Here is a 16,823-nt window from a genome sequence, read left to right as displayed (position 1 = left end):
CTGGATCATCGCGGCGCTGCTGCTGCGCATCTCCGACGACGCCCGGCGGCCCGCGCCCGACCCCGTCGGCGAGCTGCTGTCCACCCCCTCGGGCGGCCTGCCGCTCGACGAGGACGCCCGCAACCCCGTCGCCGTCGCCGGTGACGACCAGCCCACCGAGCAGCTGCGCCGCACGTCCGGAGGTGGTCGCGCGTGAACACCGCCCTCCGCCGGCTGGCGACCGTCGTCGTCGTCATGTTCCTGGCCCTGCTCGCCGGCACCACCTGGGTGCAGTTCGGGCAGGCGTCCGCGCTGAACAACGACTCGCGCAACGTGCGCACGCTCTACCGGGAGTACGGCAAGCCGCGCGGCCCGATCATCGTGGCCGGCCAGCCCGTCGCGCAGTCGACCGCCGTGGACGACCCGTTCGGCTTCCAGCGCGCGTACACCCAGCCGGAGCTCTACTCGACCGTCACCGGGTTCTACTCCGTGGTCAACGGCGGGTCGCAGCTCGAGCGGTCGATGAACGACGTGCTCACCGGCCAGGCCGACTCGCTGTTCTGGACCCGCATCCAGGACCTCGTCACCGGCGCGCAGCCGCAGGGCTCGTCCATCGAGCTCACGATCGACCCGGCGGCGCAGCAGGCCGCGCTCGACGCGCTCGGCGGCCAGCAGGGCGCCGTCGTGGCCGTCGAGCCGGCGACCGGCAAGATCCTCGCGATGGTGTCGACGCCGGGCTTCGACCCCAACGCGCTCGCCACCCACGACACGACGGCGGCCAACGCGGCCTACCAGCAGCTGCTCGCGGCCGACGGGGACCCGCTCATCAACAAGACCACCAGCGAGAACTACCCGCCCGGGTCGACGTTCAAGCTGGTCACCGCCGCGGCCGCGCTCGAGTCCGGCGCCTACACCCCGGAGTCCGTGCTGTCCGCGCCCGACCTCTACACGCTGCCGGGCACCCGGACCACGCTGCCCAACTTCGGCGGGTCGTCCTGCGGGGCGAACCAGCAGACCACCCTGGCCGACGCGCTGCGGATCTCCTGCAACACCGCCTTCGCGTCGCTGGGCGTCGAGCTGGGTGACGACGCGATCCGCGAGCAGGCCGAGAAGTTCGGCTTCGACCAGACCGACCTCACGGTGCCGATGCGGGTCGCCGCCTCGCGGTACCCCGAGGACCTGGACGACGCCCAGACCGCGCTCTCGGCGATCGGCCAGGAGTCCGTGCGGGCGACGCCGACCCAGATGGCGATGGTCGCCTCGGCGATCGCGAACGGCGGCACCCTCATGACGCCGTACCTCGTGCAGACCGTGCGGACCGCCAACCTCGACGTCGTCAGCGAGGCTGACCCGACGGAGCTGTCGCAGGCCGTCTCCGCCGCCACCGCGCAGCAGCTGACGGACATGATGATCGGCGTCGTGCAGTCCGGGTCCGGCACCTCGGCGCAGATCTCCGGCGTGCAGGTGGCCGGCAAGACCGGCACCGCGCAGACCGGCGTCGAGGGCGACTCGCCGCACGCCTGGTTCACCGGCTTCGCGCCCGCCGACGACCCGCAGGTCGCCGTGGCGGTCATCGTCGAGCACGGCGGCTCCGTCGGCTCCGAGGCCACCGGCGGCCGCGTCGCCGCGCCCATCGCCAAGGCCGTCATGGAGGCGGTGATCAACCCGTGAGGCCGGCACCGGGCGTCGTGCTGGGCGGGCGCTACCGCCTGACCCGCCAGATCGCCGTCGGCGGCATGGGCGAGGTCTGGGCCGCGCACGACGAGTCCCTGGCCCGCGACATCGCCATCAAGGTGCTCCGCGAGGAGTTCGCCGGCGACACCGGGTTCCTCGAGCGGTTCCGCACCGAGGCCCGCAACGCCGGCAGCCTGTCGCACGCCGGCATCGCCGCCCTGTTCGACTACGGCGAGCAGGACGGGTCGGCGTTCCTGGCGATGGAGCTCATCGTCGGCGAACCGATGAGCGACCTGCTCGAGCGCGAGCCCGTGCTGCCGCCGCGCCGGCTGCTGCCGATCCTGGCCCAGACCGCGCGCGCCCTGCACGCGGCGCACGAGGCCGGCGTCGTGCACCGCGACGTGAAGCCCGGCAACATCCTCATCACGCCCACGGGCAAGGTGAAGATCACCGACTTCGGCGTCTCGCTGTCGAGCAACCAGGTCCCGATGACCGCCACCGGCATGGTGATGGGGACCGCCCAGTACCTGTCCCCCGAGCAGGCCGTCGGCGGGCCCGCCACGGCGGCGTCCGACATGTACGCGCTCGGGATCGTCGCCTACGAGGCGCTGGTCGGGCACCGGCCGTTCACGGGGCCGACCGCCGTCGACATCGCGGTCGCGCACGTGAACACCCCCGTGCCGCCGCTGCCGCCGTCGGTCGACCGGCAGATCGCGCGGCTGGTCATGCGGCTGCTCGCCAAGGACCCGGCCGACCGGCCGCGGACCGCGGAGGAGCTCGCCGACCTGTTCGACGCCCTGGTCCCGCACACGCCCGCCGGGGGCAGCCCGCCGGTGTCGATCGTGCCCGGACGGTCGGCGTCGGGTGGCGCGTCCGCGGGCGCGTCCACCGGCGCGGCGGCCGGGTCCCGCGCGGGCGCCCGCGAGACAGGCGGCTCCCGGCCCAGCGAGGCGGGCGCGATGCGGGTGCGCGGCTCCGCGGCGTCGGCCGCCTCCCCCGCCGCGACCGCGACGGACGCCCCGCCGTCGTTCGACCCGCGCACCGGCCGGCCCACCGGGGCGACCCGCGCGGGCGCCCCGGCGCCGACCTACCGCGCGACGGCGGGCCGCGGCGGCGCGCACAGCAACCCGACGACGCGGGCGCACGCCCGGGTCCAGAGCGGGGCCGGCGACGGGCGGTTCCACGTGCGGTGGCCGCTCCTGGTCCTCGCCGTGCTGGTCGTGGCGCTGCTCGGCGCCGCGCTGGCGGACCGCCTCACCTCGGACACGGGCTCGCTCCCGCCCGTGGGTACGAGCGAGTACACCCGGGCGGCCGCCGAGGGTGGGATGATCTGGCGAGCACAGTCCGGCGCAGCCGCGCCGGACGCGCAGACGACGACAGCGAAGGACGCCTAGTGGTGGACGACGGATCCCGGATCCTCGCCGGACGGTACGAGGTCGGTGAGCTCATCGGCCGTGGTGGCATGGCCGAGGTGCACATCGGGCACGACACGCGCCTCGGGCGCACCGTGGCGATCAAGATCCTGCGCTCCGACCTCGCGCGCGACCCGTCCTTCCAGGCGCGGTTCCGCCGCGAGGCGCAGGCGGCGGCGGGCCTCAACCACCCGTCGATCGTCGCCGTGTACGACACCGGCGAGGACGTCTACACCGAGCCGACGGGCGCGACCGCGCACGTGCCGTTCATCGTCATGGAGTACGTCGAGGGCCACACGGTCCGCGACATCCTCCGCGACGGCCAGGCCGTGCCGATCGAGGAGGCCATCGAGATCACCGCCGGCGTCCTGTCGGCGCTCGAGTACTCCCACCACGCCGGCATCGTGCACCGCGACATCAAGCCGGCGAACGTCATGCTGACCCCGACCGGCGCCGTCAAGGTGATGGACTTCGGCATCGCGCGCGCCGTCGCCGACTCCGCGGCCACCATGACGCAGACCCAGGCGGTCATCGGCACCGCGCAGTACCTCTCCCCCGAGCAGGCGCGCGGCGAGACCGTCGACGCCCGCTCCGACCTGTACTCGGCCGGCTGCCTGCTGTTCGAGCTGCTCACCGGCCGCCCGCCGTTCATCGGCGACTCCCCCGTGGCCGTCGCGTACCAGCACGTCCGCGAGATCGCCCCGGCGCCGTCCTCGGTCGCCTCCGACGTGCCCGAGGTGCTCGACCGGATCACGGCGAAGGCGCTGGCCAAGGAGCGGGACGCCCGCTACTCGTCCGCCGCCGAGTTCCGCGCCGACCTCGAGGCCGCCGCCCGCGGCGGTGCGGTCTCCGCGCCGGCCGTCGCCGCGGCCGCGCTCGGCGCCGGCGCCGCGACCCAGGTGCTCGCGCCGGACGCCGCCGCGACCCAGGTCATGCCCGGCGACGCCCCCGCGTGGGCGCCGACCGGCCCCGGCACGTCGGTGCTGCCCGCGCAGACCGACGAGGAGCCGGAGGACGAGAAGAAGTCCAAGCGGTGGCTCTGGATCACGCTGAGCGTGATCGCGGCGCTGGCCGTCGGCGGCATCATCTGGCTGCTGATGCAGGACCGCGAGCCCGACGTCGTGATGGTCCCGGTGCCGTCGGTCGCCGGTCAGGCCGAGGCGGACGCGACCGCGGCCCTGACCGACGCGGGCTTCGAGGTGTCCCGGCAGGCTGAGGCGAGCGCGGACGTGCCGGAGGGCACCGTCACGCGCACCGACCCCGCCGGCGGCGAGGACGCCGAGGACGGCTCGACGGTCACCATGTGGGTGTCGACCGGGCCGAACTCCGTCACGGTGCCCGACGTGAGCGGGCTGACCCAGGACCAGGCGCGGTCGCAGCTCGAGGCCGCCGGGCTGACCGTCGCCACGGTGAGCGAGGAGGACGACCCGGCGCAGCCCGAGGGACGCGCCCTGAAGACCGACCCGGCCGCGAGCCAGTCGGTCGCCGAGGGCACGCCGGTCACGCTGGTGATCTCCTCCGGCCTCGTGAACCTCCCCGACCTCGCCGGCCAGACGCAGGACGCCGCCGTGCAGGCGCTGAACGCCCTCAAGCTCACGTCGAACGTCGTGCAGGAGGAGTCCTCGGAGGTCGCCCCCGGCGTCGTGATCCGGCAGGACCGCTCCGCGGGCGTCGTCCCGCAGGGCACGTCGGTCACGCTGACGGTCGCCACGGCCCCCACCACGGTCGCGATCCCGAACGACATCGTGGGCAAGACCGAGGCGGACGCCACCGCGCAGCTCACCGGCCTCGGGCTCGTGGTGGACGCGGTGTCCTCCGACAGCCCGTCCAGCCAGCCGGCCGGCACCGTCATCTCCTCCGACCCGCGCGTCGGCCAGACGGTCCCCATCGGCAGCACGGTGACCCTGACCCTGTCCTCGGGCCCGAACCCGACGGGCGGCAACGAGGGCAACGGCAACAACGGCCAGGGCGACTGACACCCGCACCCGACGTCCACGGGCCCCGGCGCTCCCCCACGGGAGGCCGGGGCCCGCTCCGTCTCCCGCCCTCGCGCCCGTCCCCCCGGTCACGAACGCCGAGATAGGACCCCTGCGGCGAGATAGGACCGTCCTCGGCCCTATCTCGGCGCGCAGGTCCTATCTCGGCGAGGTTCATCGGCCGGAGCGGCGGGCCGCGCGACGGTACGCGCGACGCAGGCGGTCGCCCAGCGCGACCGGGTCGGCGAGGTCCGCCCAGACGACGCGGACGACTGTCCAGCCCTCGTCCTCGAGGGCGTCCTGCCTGCGCTTCTCCTCGAACACCGCACGGGCCGCGCTCGCGCGGTCGACGCCGTACTTGAGGCGCCCGTCGAACTCGACGGCGAGACGCTCCGCGGGCCACCCGAGGTCGGTCCACCGCCACCCGAGACGCGTCTCGATCGCCACCTGCAGGTCGGGCGCCGGCAGCCCCGCGTCGTGCACCGCCCACCGCGTCAGCGACTCGCCCGCCGACTCCGCCCGACCGTCCGCACGGTCCAGCACCTCCCTCGCCCGCCGCACGCCGCGCCGGCCGGCCGCCTGCTCGACGATCTGGCGCAGCACCTCCGGCCTCGCGCCCGCCCGGAGGGCCGAGTCCGCGACCGCCAGGCCGTGCGCCGGGGCGAGCGTGGCCGCGCAGTCGAAGGCGGTCCGCTCCAGTGATGACGCCGGCAGGGCGAGGGTGCGGCTGACCTCAGCGGCGCGGTCCGCCCGGCTCGTCCAGTGCCACGCGATGACGGCGCCGTCCTGCCGACGACGCAGGTGCGGGTTGACCAGGTTCGTCACATCCACGCCGTCCGGCACGCGCGCCACCTCGCAGCCCCAGAGCACGGCTGCGGTGGTGTGGCTGAACCAGTGCTCGCCGGAGAGCACGAGGTGCACCGCCGCCGCTCGCGCGAGCAGCGCGTGCTTCTCGGCTGCCCACCGCGGCTCACGTGGGCCGGGCGGACCGTAGACACCCCGCAGCACGCGCGCGAGAGACCCGTCGCGCACGCGGCGGGCGAGCTCGTCGGACGGGATGTCGGCCGCCCGGACCACGTGCGGCACGCTGGGACGCACCACGGGCGGGGACGCCCGCCTCGGCGGCGTCGGGACGGGCGCTCGGCCAGGAGCGGAGTCATTCGGCATCCGCCCACCGTCGCTCCGGAAGCGGGGGTCACGCAGCGCTCGTCCACAGCCGACCCCGCCACGCACACCCCTCGGACCCTGTGGTCGTCCCGCCGCCCGGTTCCTGAGCGGACGTCCGCCGCGCCGAGATAGGACACCCGCGCCGAGATAGGGCCGTCTCGGGTCCTATCTCGGCGCGCAGGTCCTATCTCGGCGGCCGGGGCGGCCGGGGCGGGCCGCGGGCGGCTAGGGGCGGACCAGGGGGTGCAGGCCCGCGGAGCGGGCGACCGCGTCCGGCTCGCCCGTCAGGGCCAGCCAGTTCGCCAGGAGCCGGTGGCCGCCCTCGGTGAGGACGCTCTCCGGGTGGAACTGGACCCCGTGCAGGGGCAGCGTCCGGTGCTGCAGGCCCATGATGATCCCGTTCGCCCGGGCGGTGACCTCGAGCTCGTCCGGGACGGTGCCGTCGACGACCGCCAGCGAGTGGTACCGGGTCGCGGTGAACGGCGTCGGCAGCCCCTCGAACACGCCGTGCCCGTCGTGCGACACCAGGCTCGTCTTGCCGTGCATGAGCTCCGGGGCGTGCGTGACCGTGCCGCCGAACACCTCGCCGAGCGCCTGGTGCCCGAGGCAGACGCCGAGCATGGGCGTGCCGGACTCGGCGCAGTCGCGGATGACCTGCATCGACGCCCCCGCCTCGGACGGCGTGCCCGGGCCCGGCGACACGAGGACGCCGTCGAACTCCCCGCGCTCGGCGACCGGCGGCACGGCGTCGTTGCGCACGACGACCGTCTCGGCGCCGAGCTGGTCCAGGTACCCGACGATCGTGTAGACGAACGAGTCGTAGTTGTCGACGACCAGGATGCGGCTCATCGTCAGCCCTCCCCCACGGTGGTGTCGTTGAACGGCATGTACGGGGCGAGCCAGGGGAACACCCACACGAAGCACGCGGCCAGGACGGCCACGGCGAGGACCAGCAGGATCAGGACGCGCACCAGGGCCGGCCCGGGCAGGTGCCGCCACAGCCAGCCGTACATCAGGAGACCTCCGCGAGCTCGGCGGGCACGCCCTCGGAGACGGGCGCCCAGTAGTCCAGCACGCCGTGCACGATGTACCGCTCGCGGGCGGAGAACATCGGGTGGCAGGTGGTGAGGGTGATGAACCGCTCGGTCGGCTCGGCGCCCGGCTGGTCGGGCACCGGCGCGATGACCTGGACGTCGTCCGGCATCACGATCTGCGACGAGGTCACGCGGTAGACGTACCAGGTGTCGGCGGTCCACACGACGACCGGGTCGCCCTCCTGGAGCTCCGCGATCCGGTTGAACGGCTTGCCGTAGGTGGTGCGGTGCGCGGCGAGCGAGAAGTTGCCGACGCCGCCCGGCATGGCGGTGCCCTCGTAGTGCCCGACGCCGAGCGGGTTCAGCACGTTCGGCCGGTCGGTGCCCTGGGTGATCGTGCGGGTGGGCTCGCCGTCCCAGCGCGGCACCCGCATGGAGGCGAACGTCGTCAGGTAGTCGGGCTCGGCCATGACGGGCGGCTCGTCGTACCGCGGCGTGACGATCGCGGGGCCGTCGGGGGCCTCCAGCGGCGCCAGCGGCTCGTCCCAGCCCTGCTCCTGGACGAGCTGGGCCTGCTCGCGGTTCGACTCGACGTCCGTCCACCACAGCTGCCACGCCAGGAACGCCAGCAGCAGCACGCCGGCGGTGATGAGCAGCTCCCCGAGCACGCCGACCGCGCCCAGGACGACGCCGCCCCCGCGGGACGGCTCCCGGTCGCGCGAGCGGCCCGCCCGGCGAGCGGCGCGGCGGCCCCCGCCCGCACCGCCGTCGGCGGACCCGCCCGGCTCCTCGTCGCGGCCGTGCGCGTCGGGCCGGGTGACCTCGGTCCCGCTCATCCCTCGGTGTCCTCCTGGCGCGCGGCGGTGCTGGTCCCGGTGCTCGTCGCGGTGCTCCCGTCGGCGACGAGACCCGGGAGGACCTCCGTGCCGGACGGCACGCTGGCGTACCGCATGTCGACCGAGCCATCGTAGGCGGGCACCTGGACGCCCTGCTCCGGACGGGTGACCTGGTAGCCGAGCCCGACGGCGTCGACCCAGGAGCGGTAGGCGCGCACCGCCGGGTCGGCGGCGAGCGCGTCGAGCAGCTCCTCGGGGTCGCCGACCGCGGTCACGACGTAGGGCGGCGAGTACCGGCGGCCCTGCAGCGACAGCACGTTGCCGATGCACTGGAAGGCGCTGGTCGAGATGACGCGCTGGTCCATGAGGGCCATCGCCTCGGCTCCCCCGGCCCACAGCGCGTTGATGACCGCCTGGAGGTCCTGCTGGTGGACGACGAGGTCGTCGGGGCCGGCGCCCGCGACGCGCGGCCCGTCCGCCGGAGCGTCGTCGAGGCTCACGGTGATGCCGGTCCCCGTGACGGCGACCTTGCCGGAGGCGATGTCGAACGCCTCCCCCGCGGACTGCCACTCCAGGCCCACCGAGTCGGTCTGGGTCTGCGTGAGCGCGTCGACCTCGGACCGGAGGGCGGCCACCTGGTCCGCCAGGCGCTCCCGGCGGGAGTCCTCGTTGGCCTGCAGGCCGGCGAGGTCCTGGGGCTGGCGGGTGTCGGTCCCGCTGGCGAGCCGGGCGTTCGCGGTGAACAGCGCGCCCGCCATCGCCATGACCAGGCCGATCGACAGGGTCCCGCGGAGCGCGCGGCCGCGGCGGTGCCGCTGGATGCGGTGCTGGGCGTGCTCCCGCGCGGCGCGCAGCCGGTCCGACGGGGCGGCCCCGGGGACCGCCTCGGGCGCGGCCGACGGTGCCCCGGGCGCGGCCGCGTCGTCCGGCGCGGCCGGTGCCGCGTGGACCCCGTGGGGCCGACGCTCAGGGTGCTGCTCGGGCACGCTCATCCCCCTCGGTTCTCCGCCACTACGCTAGGCCACGTCCACGCGGGTCCGTGCGCGCGTCCGCAGCGCGGCGCGGGCCGGATCCGCCGAGCAAGACGGTCGACGTCAGGAGCATCCCGTGCCCAAGTCCAGGACGCGGCAGAAGTCGCACTACACCGCGCCCACCGAGCGCTCGGCGGGCCCCACGGTCAACCCGCCGTGGTTCGTCCCCGTGCTGGGCGGCCTGCTGGTCGCCGGCCTGCTGTGGATCGTCGTCACCTACCTCACGAACTTCGACTTCCCGATCCCGGGGATCGGGTCGTGGAACCTCGCGATCGGCTTCGCGTTCGCGCTGGTCGGCCTCGGGATGGCCACCCGCTGGAAGTGACCGGCACGCCGGGCCCGGGACGACGCCGACGTCGCCCGGTCCGGCGTCCGCGCTGCCCCGAGCCGCGCGTTCCGGGCGGCCACCCGGCCGGGGCTCCCGCCGTCGTCCCCAGGTCCGCCACGGTTGTCCCCAGCCCCTCCCCCGATGATCTCGCGGGAGATCGGGGCGATCGGGGGCCGTGTCCCCAGCGGTGCACAACCCTGTGGATAACTACACGGTTGTAATTCCACACCTGTGAGGAACGCTGGGGACCGCGCTCACACGCCCGCGTAGGTCACCAGGGCGGCCCCGACGAGCAGCACGGCGACCGCGGCGCAGGACCCGACGGCGACCAGCGTGCGCCGCTCGCGCGGGGCGTAGGCGAAGGCGGCGCCGAGCGCGGCGCCCACGACCAGGCCGCCGAGGTGGGCCTGCCAGGACACCCCCGGGATCACGAACCCGAGGACCGCGTTGATGACGAGCACGGCCACGATGCCGCCGGCCGACCGGCCGACGCGGCGCAGGACGACGAGGACCGCGCCGAACAGGCCGAACACCGCGCCGGACGCGCCCACCACGCCGGTGACCCAGGACAGGTCGAGGGGCGACGCCAGCAGCAGCACCATCACCGAGCCGCCGATCGCGCTGAGCAGGTACAGCGCGAGGTAGCGCCACCGGCCGAGCGACGCCTCGAGGAACGGCCCGACCGACCAGAGCGCGATCATGTTGAAGGCGATGTGCGCGAAGTTCCCCGGCGAGTGCAGGAACGCCGCGGTGAGGAACCGCCACGGCTCGTACTCGCCGATGTACGGCGCGAAGGCCAGGTCCCGCGTCCAGGTCGCCGTCGTCAGCTGGAGGACGTAGCTCACCACGCACAGCCCGATGAGCGTCAGCGTCACGACCGGGCGGCCGCCCGTGATCCTGCCGCCGAACGCGGTGCGGGCGGGACGCTGCTGGCGCTGGGCGTCCCGCACGCAGTCGACGCACTGGATGCCCACCGCAGCCGGGCGCTGGCACTCCGGGCAGGTCGGCCGGCCGCACCGCTGGCACCGCACGTAGGCGATGCGGTCGGGGTGCCGCGGGCAGACGGGCGGGGGTGTGGGCGCAGGGCCCGGCTGCGGTTGGGTCATCGAGGCGTCAGGACTCGAACGAGACCGACTCGATCACCACGTCCTCGACCGGGCGGTCGCCCGGGCGGGTGCGGGTGGTCGCGATCGCGTCCACGACGGCGCGGCTCTCCGCGTCGACGACCTTGCCGAAGATGGTGTGCTTGCCGTTGAGGTGCGGCGTCTCGGTCACGGTGATGAAGAACTGCGAGCCGTTCGTGCCGCCCACCTGGCCCGTGATCGGGTCGCGGCGGAGGCCGGCGTTGGCCATCGCGAGCAGGTACGGCTCGGAGAACCGCAGCTCGGGGTGGATCTCGTCGTCGAAGGTGTAGCCGGGGCCGCCGGTCCCACGCCCGAGCGGGTCACCGCCCTGGATCATGAAGCCGTCGATGACGCGGTGGAAGATGACCCCGTCGTACAGGGGGGCGCCGGTGCGCGGCTCGCCCGTCGCCGGGTCGGTCCACTCCTTCTCACCGGTCGCGAGGCCGCGGAAGTTCTCCACGGTCTTCGGGGCGTGGTTCTCGAAGAGCTCCAGGCGGATGTCGCCACGGTTCGTGTGCAGGGTCGCGTGCATGCCCGCCATCCTGTCACGCGGACGTGTGGGTCGGCCGGGTGAGGAAGCGGTGTTCTCCCCGGACGAACACAGCGCTGCCACCTGCGCGGGAGGCCGGACGGTGGCAGAGTGGGGAGCCACCTGACCAGCCCGAGCAGGAGAGTGTGGACATGGCCTTCCTGACCCGACGGAGCAAGATCGAAGCCGTCACCGACCACCTGACGTCCGAGCGCCTCAAGGGCCAGGCCGCCGCAGCCCTCGCGGACGCGGGCAGCAAGGCCGCCGAGGGCGCCGGCAAGCTCGCGGCCACCGCGAAGGTGCAGGCCGGCGAGGCCGCCGTCCTCGCCAAGGGCGCAGCCGGCCAGGCGGTCGAGTGGACGCAGCCCCGCGTGGAGGCGGCCGTCGAGTGGCTCATCCCGCGGATCGACCACCTCTACAAGGAGAGCGTCAAGGCGGCGGCGCCGCGCGTGGAGAAGGCCGCCGAGAAGGCGAGCCCGGTCATCGACACCGCGCACGACAAGCTCGTCGACGACCTGCTGCCCAAGCTCGTGCAGGCCGTGAACGAGGCCGCCGAGCGCGCCGGCTCCGCCGTCGAGCACGTCGCGGACAAGGAGGCGGGCAAGAAGAAGGCCCGCGCCGCTGCCGCCGCCGCTGCGGCCGCCGCCGCGGCGAAGCAGGCCGAGAAGAAGCAGCACAAGGGTGCCAAGCGCTTCTTCCTGTTCGCGACGATCCTCGGCGCGGGCGCCGCCGTGTTCGCCTGGACCCGCTCGCGGACGACGACCGACCCGTGGGCCGAGCCGTGGGAGCCCGAGGCCCCCGCCGCGGACCAGCTGCGGGCCCGCGCGGGCGACGCCGCCGACGCGGTCGGCCAGGCCGCCGGCGAGGCCGTGGCCCGGGGCCGCGAGGCGACGCACAAGGCCGCCGAGCGCGTCGCGGAGGTCCGTGAGGCCGCCGAGGAGCGCGTGGCCGAGGCGACCGAGAAGGTCACCGAGGCCGCCAAGAAGGCGACCCCGCGCCGCGCGGCGCCGAAGAAGCCGGACACGGCCGCCGAGGGCACGACGGGCACCACGGGTACCGACGAGGGCTCCCCGACCGCCTGAGCCCCACCGGCGCGCCACGACGACGGCCCGGCCCCGCGAGGGTGCCGGGCCGTCGTCGTGCGCGGGCAGCGGTGCGGGGGCCGGTACGGGCGGCCGGTACGGAGACCAGCGCGCGGCGACCGACGCGGTCCCCGGGCGGGTCAGCCCCGCACGGCGCCGCCCGGGCCTGCAGCGGCCGCGTGGCGACGGCGGATCGCCGGGTGCGCCCACGCCCGGGCCCCGGCGGCGACGACCGCGCCCAGGCCTGCCCACGGCGCTGCCGGGAAGGGGGCGTCCGCGAGCCCGCCCAGGACCAGCACCACGCCGGCACCGCACGCGGCGCCGGCGAGCGCGTACGCCGCTGTCGCCCCGGGCCAGGACACGTCCGGGGGCAGCAGCCGGCTCACCGCGACCCCGACCGGGTAGCCCACCACGAGCGTCGCCAGGGCGTGGACGAGCCAGGCGAGACCACCGATCCAGGCGATGCTCGTGATCGCCTGACCGCCGCCGCCGGTCGCGACGTCGGACGCCACACCGACGGCCCCGAGCAGGAGCACCAGGCCGAGCAGGATCGCCTGGCACCTGCCGACGACGGTCCACGCGTCCGCGGAGGCGAGCGACCACCGGTCGCGCGCCGGGCGCTGCTCCGGGTGTCGCGCGGCCCCGGCACCCGCGGCCGGCGCGGCGTCGCCGGGCGCGGAGAGAGGCGGCTGGTCGGTCACGCACGGGCTCCCACAGCGTCAAGCGCCGGGGCTGCTCCTCGGCGGCGGGACGCCCACGCTAGCGGCGGGTCGGCGTCCCGCGGGCGGGTTCCGCGCGCGCGGACGGGGGAGGATCTGTGGTGGAGCCAAGGGGACTCGAACCCCTAACCCCCTGCTTGCAAAGCAGGTGCGCTACCAATTGCGCCATGGCCCCGAGCGGCCGCGCCCGCGGGCGGACGACCGGGTTCCGGCCGCGCTGCCGGCGGCGGAGAGGAGCGGAGGACTACTCGACCGGGTCGGTGACCTCGGCCCACAGGTCGCGGTCGTCGCGCTCCGCGGCGTACCGCGTCCAGAGGACGTAACCCGCGGCGGCGACCGCCGCGAGGAGCAGCAGCTTCTTCATGGATTCCTCCACGGGGCTTCGGGAGTGGGCCTAAGAGGACTTGAACCTCTGACCTCTTCCTTATCAGGGAAGCGCTCTAACCGTCTGAGCTATAGGCCCTCCGCACACCAGCGTGCTGGCGTGCCGGACGAGACTACCCCAGCCGGGGCGTCCCGCCCAAACCGGGGGTCACTCGTCCGTCATCGTGACGTGCACGCCGCCGACCAGCGCGGCCGTGATGTTGTACAGGAACGCGCCGATGGTGGCGAGCGCGGTGATGAGGAAGATGTCCACGACGGCGACCAGCGTGGCGATCGACAGCACCCGGTCGAACTCGACGTACTGCATGAGGTCGATGTTCGAGTCGGCCAGGATCTCGGTCACGAGGTCGTTGATCGTCGCGAACACGTGCAGCGAGTCGAGCGTGATCCACACGACGGCCGTGGCGACGACGATCATGATGCCGATCGCGACGGACATGAGGAACGACAGCTTCATGACCGACCACGGGTCGACCCGCGAGATCGCGAGCCGCACCCGGCGCGGGCCGGAGCCACCGAGCGCCGAGGTCCCGGAGGGCCGCGCGGCGGTGGCGGTCGACGCCTTGCCGGAGCCGGCCTTGGCCGCGCCCGCGGCGGAACCGGCCGCGGCACCCGCGGCGGCGCCGGACGCCGCGCCCGACGTCGACGACCCGCCGGACGAGGCCGGACGGACCGGCTCCTGCGTCGTGGTCGTCGCTGCGGCGGACGTGCGCGCCGGGGCGCCCGAGGCGGCCGGGGTCGCCTTCGTGGCGGGGCTGGACGCGGCGGGCGCCTTGGCGGCGGGGCCCTTGGCGGCCTGGCCCTTGGCCGCGGGCGCCTGGGCGGCCGGCGCGGACCCGCGCTCGGCCTGCTCGGTCGCCGTGCGGCCGGTGGGCTTGTCGCCGGCGTCGCCCTTGCGGGGCGGGATCGACGGAGGCGTGTCGCTCACGCGTCCTCCTCGGAGGTCTCGTCAGCCACCGGGGCGTCCGGAGCTGTGGTGGCGCTGGTGTCCTCGAGGGCCGCGGACGTGGTCACGTCCGGCTCGCCCGTCTCACCCACGGTACCCGCCTCGTCACCGAGGTGACGCTCGATGTTCCGCGCGACGGCGATGATCCGGTCCCCGTTGTCGGGCTTGGCGAAGATGACGCCCTGCGTCGTGCGGCCGGTGGCGTTCACCTCGGAGGTGGCGGAGCGGACGATCTTGCCGCGCTCCATGATGACCAGCACCTCGTCGTCCGCGTCCGTGACCAGCGCGCCGACCAGGTCGCCGTTCGCCTCGGGCAGGTTGGCGACCTTGATGCCGAGGCCGCCGCGGCCCTGGACGCGGTAGTTCTCCACGGTGAGCGCGGTGCGCTTGGCGATGCCGCCCTGCGTCACCGTGAACAGGAACGCCTCCTCGCGGACGACGTCCATCGCGAGCAGCTCGTCGTCGGCGCGGAACTTCATGCCGGTGACGCCGGAGGTCGCGCGGCCCATGGGGCGCAGCGCCTCGTCGGTCGCGGTGAACCGCAGCGACTGACCCTTGCGGGACACCAGGATCAGGTCGTTGACCGAGTCGACGATGCGGGCCGAGACCAGCTCGTCGGGCAGGCCGTCCTCGTCCTCGCGCAGGTTGATCGCGATGACGCCGCCGGACCGGTTGGAGTCGTACTCCGCCAGCCGGGTCTTCTTGACCAGGCCGCGCTTGGTGGCGAGCACCAGGAACTCGGCCTGCTCGTAGTCCCGCAGGTCCAGGACCTGGGCGATCTTCTCGCCCGGCTGGAACGCCAGCAGGTTCGCGACGTGCTGGCCCTTGGCGTCGCGGCCGCCCTCGGGCAGCTCGTACGCCTTGGCGCGGTAGACGCGGCCCAGGTTGGTGAAGAACAGCAGCCAGTGGTGCGTCGTCGTCACGAAGAAGTGGTCGACGATGTCGTCCTCGCGCAGCTGCGCGCCGCGCACGCCCTTGCCGCCGCGGCGCTGGGCGCGGTAGTTGTCCGAGCGGGTCCGCTTGGCGTAGCCGCCGCGGGTGATGGTGACGACCATCTCCTCCTCGGCGATGAGGTCCTCGACCGACACCTCGCCGTCGAACGGCAGGATCGTCGTGCGGCGCTCGTCGCCGTACTTGTCGACGATCTCGTCCATCTCCTCGCGGACGATGCCGCGCTGGCGCTCGGGGGACGCGAGGATCTCCCGGTAGCCGAGGATCTCCTGCTCGAGCTTCGCGTACTCGTCGAGGATGCGCTGGCGCTCGAGGGCGGCCAGGCGGCGCAGCTGCAGCGTGAGGATCGCGTTCGCCTGGACCTCGTCGATGTCCAGGAGGGCCATCAGGCCGGTGCGCGCCTCGTCGGCGTCGGGGGAGCGGCGGATGAGCGCGATGACCTCGTCCAGCGCGTCGAGCGCCTTGAGGTAGCCGCGGTAGATGTGGATCTGCTCCTCGGCCTTGCGCAGCCGGAAGCTCGTCCGCCGGACGATGACGTCGAGCTGGTGGGTCGTCCAGTGCCGGATGAAGGCGTCCAGGCTGAGCGTGCGGGGCACGCCGTCGACCAGCGCGAGCATGTTGGCGCCGAACGTGTCCTGCAGCTGGGTGTGCTTGTACAGGTTGTTCAGCACGACCTTGGCGACGGCGTCGCGCTTGAGCACGATGACCAGGCGCTGGCCGGTGCGGCCCGAGGTCTCGTCGCGGATGTCCGCGATGCCCTGGACCCGGTTCTCCCGGACCAGGTCGGCGATCTTCTTGGCCAGGGTGTCCGGGTTGACCTGGTACGGCAGCTCGGTGACGACGAGGCAGATCCGGCCCTGGATCTCCTCGACCTCGACGACCGCGCGCATCGTGATGGAGCCGCGGCCGGTCCGGTACGCCTCCTCGATGCCCCGGTGGCCGAGGATCGTGGCGCCGGTGGGGAAGTCGGGGCCCTTCACGCGGGTGAGCAGCGCGGCGAGCAGCTCCTCCTTGGACGCCTCGGGGTTGTCCAGGTGCCAGCGGACGCCCTCGGCGACCTCGCGCAGGTTGTGCGGCGGGATGTTGGTCGCCATGCCGACGGCGATGCCGGCGGAGCCGTTGACCAGCAGGTTCGGGAACCGGGACGGCAGGATCGACGGCTCCTGGGTGCGGCCGTCGTAGTTGTCCTGGAAGTCGACGGTGTCCTCGTCGATGTCCCGGACCATCTCCATGGCGAGCGGCGCCATCTTGCACTCGGTGTACCGCGGGGCGGCGGCCGGGTCGTCGCCGGGGGAGCCGAAGTTGCCCTGGCCGGCGACCAGCGGGTAGCGCAGCGACCAGTCCTGCACCAGGCGGACCAGAGCGTCGTAGATCGCCGTGTCGCCGTGCGGGTGGTACTTGCCCATGACGTCGCCGACGACGCGCGAGCACTTGGAGAACTGCCGGTCGGGCCGGTAGCCGCCGTCGTACATGGCGTACAGGACGCGGCGGTGCACCGGCTTGAGGCCGTCGCGGACGTCCGGGAGCGCGCGGCCCACGATGACGGCCATCGCGTAGTCCAGGTAGGACCGCTGCATCTCGAGCTGCAGGTCCACCTGGTCGATGCGGCCGTGCTCGATGTTGTCGCCGGTCAGCTCAGTCACAGGTCAGG

The 16,823-nt window shown here is 74.2% G+C and carries 16 protein-coding genes, 2 tRNA genes and 1 pseudogene; 6 read left to right on the top strand and 13 right to left on the bottom strand.

What is annotated here, in order from left to right:
• From VER05_RS07860 to pknB, 4 genes and pseudogenes are all read left to right on the top strand, one after another.
• Positions 1 to 196, top strand: a pseudogene (locus VER05_RS07860) (FtsW/RodA/SpoVE family cell cycle protein); the annotation flags it as partial.
• Positions 193 to 1,650, top strand: a complete 1,458-nt coding sequence (locus tag VER05_RS07855; protein WP_324844817.1) for a penicillin-binding protein 2 — start codon at positions 193 to 195, stop codon at positions 1,648 to 1,650. The pseudogene VER05_RS07860 and the gene VER05_RS07855, both read left to right, overlap by 4 nt.
• The gene (locus tag VER05_RS07850; RefSeq protein WP_324844816.1) at positions 1,647 to 3,047 is read left to right on the top strand and encodes a serine/threonine-protein kinase; all 1,401 of its coding nucleotides are present in this window, start codon (positions 1,647 to 1,649) and stop codon (positions 3,045 to 3,047) included. The genes VER05_RS07855 and VER05_RS07850 overlap by 4 nt, the downstream gene beginning before the upstream one ends.
• Positions 3,047 to 5,041, top strand: a complete 1,995-nt coding sequence (gene pknB / locus VER05_RS07845) for a Stk1 family PASTA domain-containing Ser/Thr kinase (RefSeq protein WP_324844815.1) — start codon at positions 3,047 to 3,049, stop codon at positions 5,039 to 5,041. Before VER05_RS07850 ends, pknB begins: the two co-directional genes overlap by 1 nt.
• A 174-nt stretch (positions 5,042 to 5,215) precedes the next feature.
• Here pknB and VER05_RS07840 read toward each other — a convergent pair whose 3' ends face one another.
• The 5 genes from VER05_RS07840 to VER05_RS07820 form a co-directional block, all read right to left on the bottom strand.
• On the bottom strand, positions 5,216 to 6,127 hold the full coding sequence (locus VER05_RS07840; RefSeq protein WP_324844814.1) for a hypothetical protein: 912 nt from the start codon (positions 6,125 to 6,127) through the stop codon (positions 5,216 to 5,218).
• Between the two features lie 306 nt (positions 6,128 to 6,433).
• Positions 6,434 to 7,057, bottom strand: coding sequence for an aminodeoxychorismate/anthranilate synthase component II (locus VER05_RS07835; protein ID WP_324844813.1), 624 nt, complete (start codon positions 7,055 to 7,057; stop codon positions 6,434 to 6,436).
• 2 nt (positions 7,058 to 7,059) lie between these two features.
• A complete protein-coding gene (locus tag VER05_RS07830; RefSeq protein ID WP_166938077.1) occupies positions 7,060 to 7,221 on the bottom strand; it encodes a hypothetical protein in 162 nt (53 codons plus the stop codon).
• Positions 7,221 to 8,078 (bottom strand): class E sortase, encoded by an 858-nt coding sequence (locus VER05_RS07825; RefSeq protein ID WP_324844812.1) that lies wholly within the window; start codon positions 8,076 to 8,078, stop codon positions 7,221 to 7,223. Before VER05_RS07825 ends, VER05_RS07830 begins: the two co-directional genes overlap by 1 nt.
• Positions 8,075 to 9,064, bottom strand: a complete 990-nt coding sequence (locus VER05_RS07820) for a DUF881 domain-containing protein (protein WP_324844811.1) — start codon at positions 9,062 to 9,064, stop codon at positions 8,075 to 8,077. The genes VER05_RS07825 and VER05_RS07820 overlap by 4 nt, the downstream gene beginning before the upstream one ends.
• A gap of 121 nt (positions 9,065 to 9,185) precedes the next feature.
• Between VER05_RS07820 and VER05_RS07815 the strand changes: the two genes are divergently transcribed.
• Entirely contained in the window at positions 9,186 to 9,434 is a 249-nt protein-coding gene (locus tag VER05_RS07815) for a cell division protein CrgA (protein WP_324844810.1), read from the top strand.
• 257 nt (positions 9,435 to 9,691) lie between these two features.
• Here the strand turns inward: VER05_RS07815 and VER05_RS07810 are convergent, their stop codons facing one another.
• Positions 9,692 to 10,387 (bottom strand): rhomboid family intramembrane serine protease, encoded by a 696-nt coding sequence (locus VER05_RS07810; protein WP_324844809.1) that lies wholly within the window; start codon positions 10,385 to 10,387, stop codon positions 9,692 to 9,694.
• A 163-nt stretch (positions 10,388 to 10,550) separates the two neighbouring features.
• Positions 10,551 to 11,093 (bottom strand): peptidylprolyl isomerase, encoded by a 543-nt coding sequence (locus VER05_RS07805; protein ID WP_324844808.1) that lies wholly within the window; start codon positions 11,091 to 11,093, stop codon positions 10,551 to 10,553.
• A 149-nt stretch (positions 11,094 to 11,242) separates the two neighbouring features.
• On the opposite strand from VER05_RS07805, the gene VER05_RS07800 reads away from it, so the two are divergent.
• The gene (locus tag VER05_RS07800) at positions 11,243 to 12,172 is read left to right on the top strand and encodes a hypothetical protein (RefSeq protein WP_324844807.1); all 930 of its coding nucleotides are present in this window, start codon (positions 11,243 to 11,245) and stop codon (positions 12,170 to 12,172) included.
• A 140-nt stretch (positions 12,173 to 12,312) separates the two neighbouring features.
• Here VER05_RS07800 and VER05_RS07795 read toward each other — a convergent pair whose 3' ends face one another.
• The 6 genes from VER05_RS07795 to gyrA all read right to left on the bottom strand — a co-directional run bounded on the left by VER05_RS07795 (position 12,313) and on the right by gyrA (position 16,815).
• Entirely contained in the window at positions 12,313 to 12,873 is a 561-nt protein-coding gene (locus tag VER05_RS07795) for a hypothetical protein (RefSeq protein ID WP_324844806.1), read from the bottom strand.
• A 117-nt stretch (positions 12,874 to 12,990) separates the two neighbouring features.
• Positions 12,991 to 13,066 (bottom strand) — tRNA-Ala (locus tag VER05_RS07790).
• 69 nt (positions 13,067 to 13,135) lie between these two features.
• Positions 13,136 to 13,255, bottom strand: a complete 120-nt coding sequence (locus tag VER05_RS07785; protein WP_324844805.1) for a DLW-39 family protein — start codon at positions 13,253 to 13,255, stop codon at positions 13,136 to 13,138.
• A gap of 25 nt (positions 13,256 to 13,280) precedes the next feature.
• A tRNA-Ile gene (locus VER05_RS07780) sits at positions 13,281 to 13,354 on the bottom strand.
• 69 nt (positions 13,355 to 13,423) lie between these two features.
• Entirely contained in the window at positions 13,424 to 14,203 is a 780-nt protein-coding gene (locus VER05_RS07775) for a DUF3566 domain-containing protein (protein WP_324844804.1), read from the bottom strand.
• Positions 14,200 to 16,815, bottom strand: a complete 2,616-nt coding sequence (gyrA, locus tag VER05_RS07770) for a DNA gyrase subunit A (RefSeq protein ID WP_324844803.1) — start codon at positions 16,813 to 16,815, stop codon at positions 14,200 to 14,202. The genes VER05_RS07775 and gyrA overlap by 4 nt, the downstream gene beginning before the upstream one ends.
• Positions 16,816 to 16,823: the final 8 nt, after the last annotated feature.

This window comes from Cellulomonas sp. (assembly GCF_035634735.1).
In the GTDB taxonomy this organism is placed as follows: domain Bacteria; phylum Actinomycetota; class Actinomycetes; order Actinomycetales; family Cellulomonadaceae; genus Cellulomonas.
The sequence above is the reverse complement of the archived record's forward strand: the minus strand, read 5'-3'. Positions and strand labels throughout refer to the sequence as shown.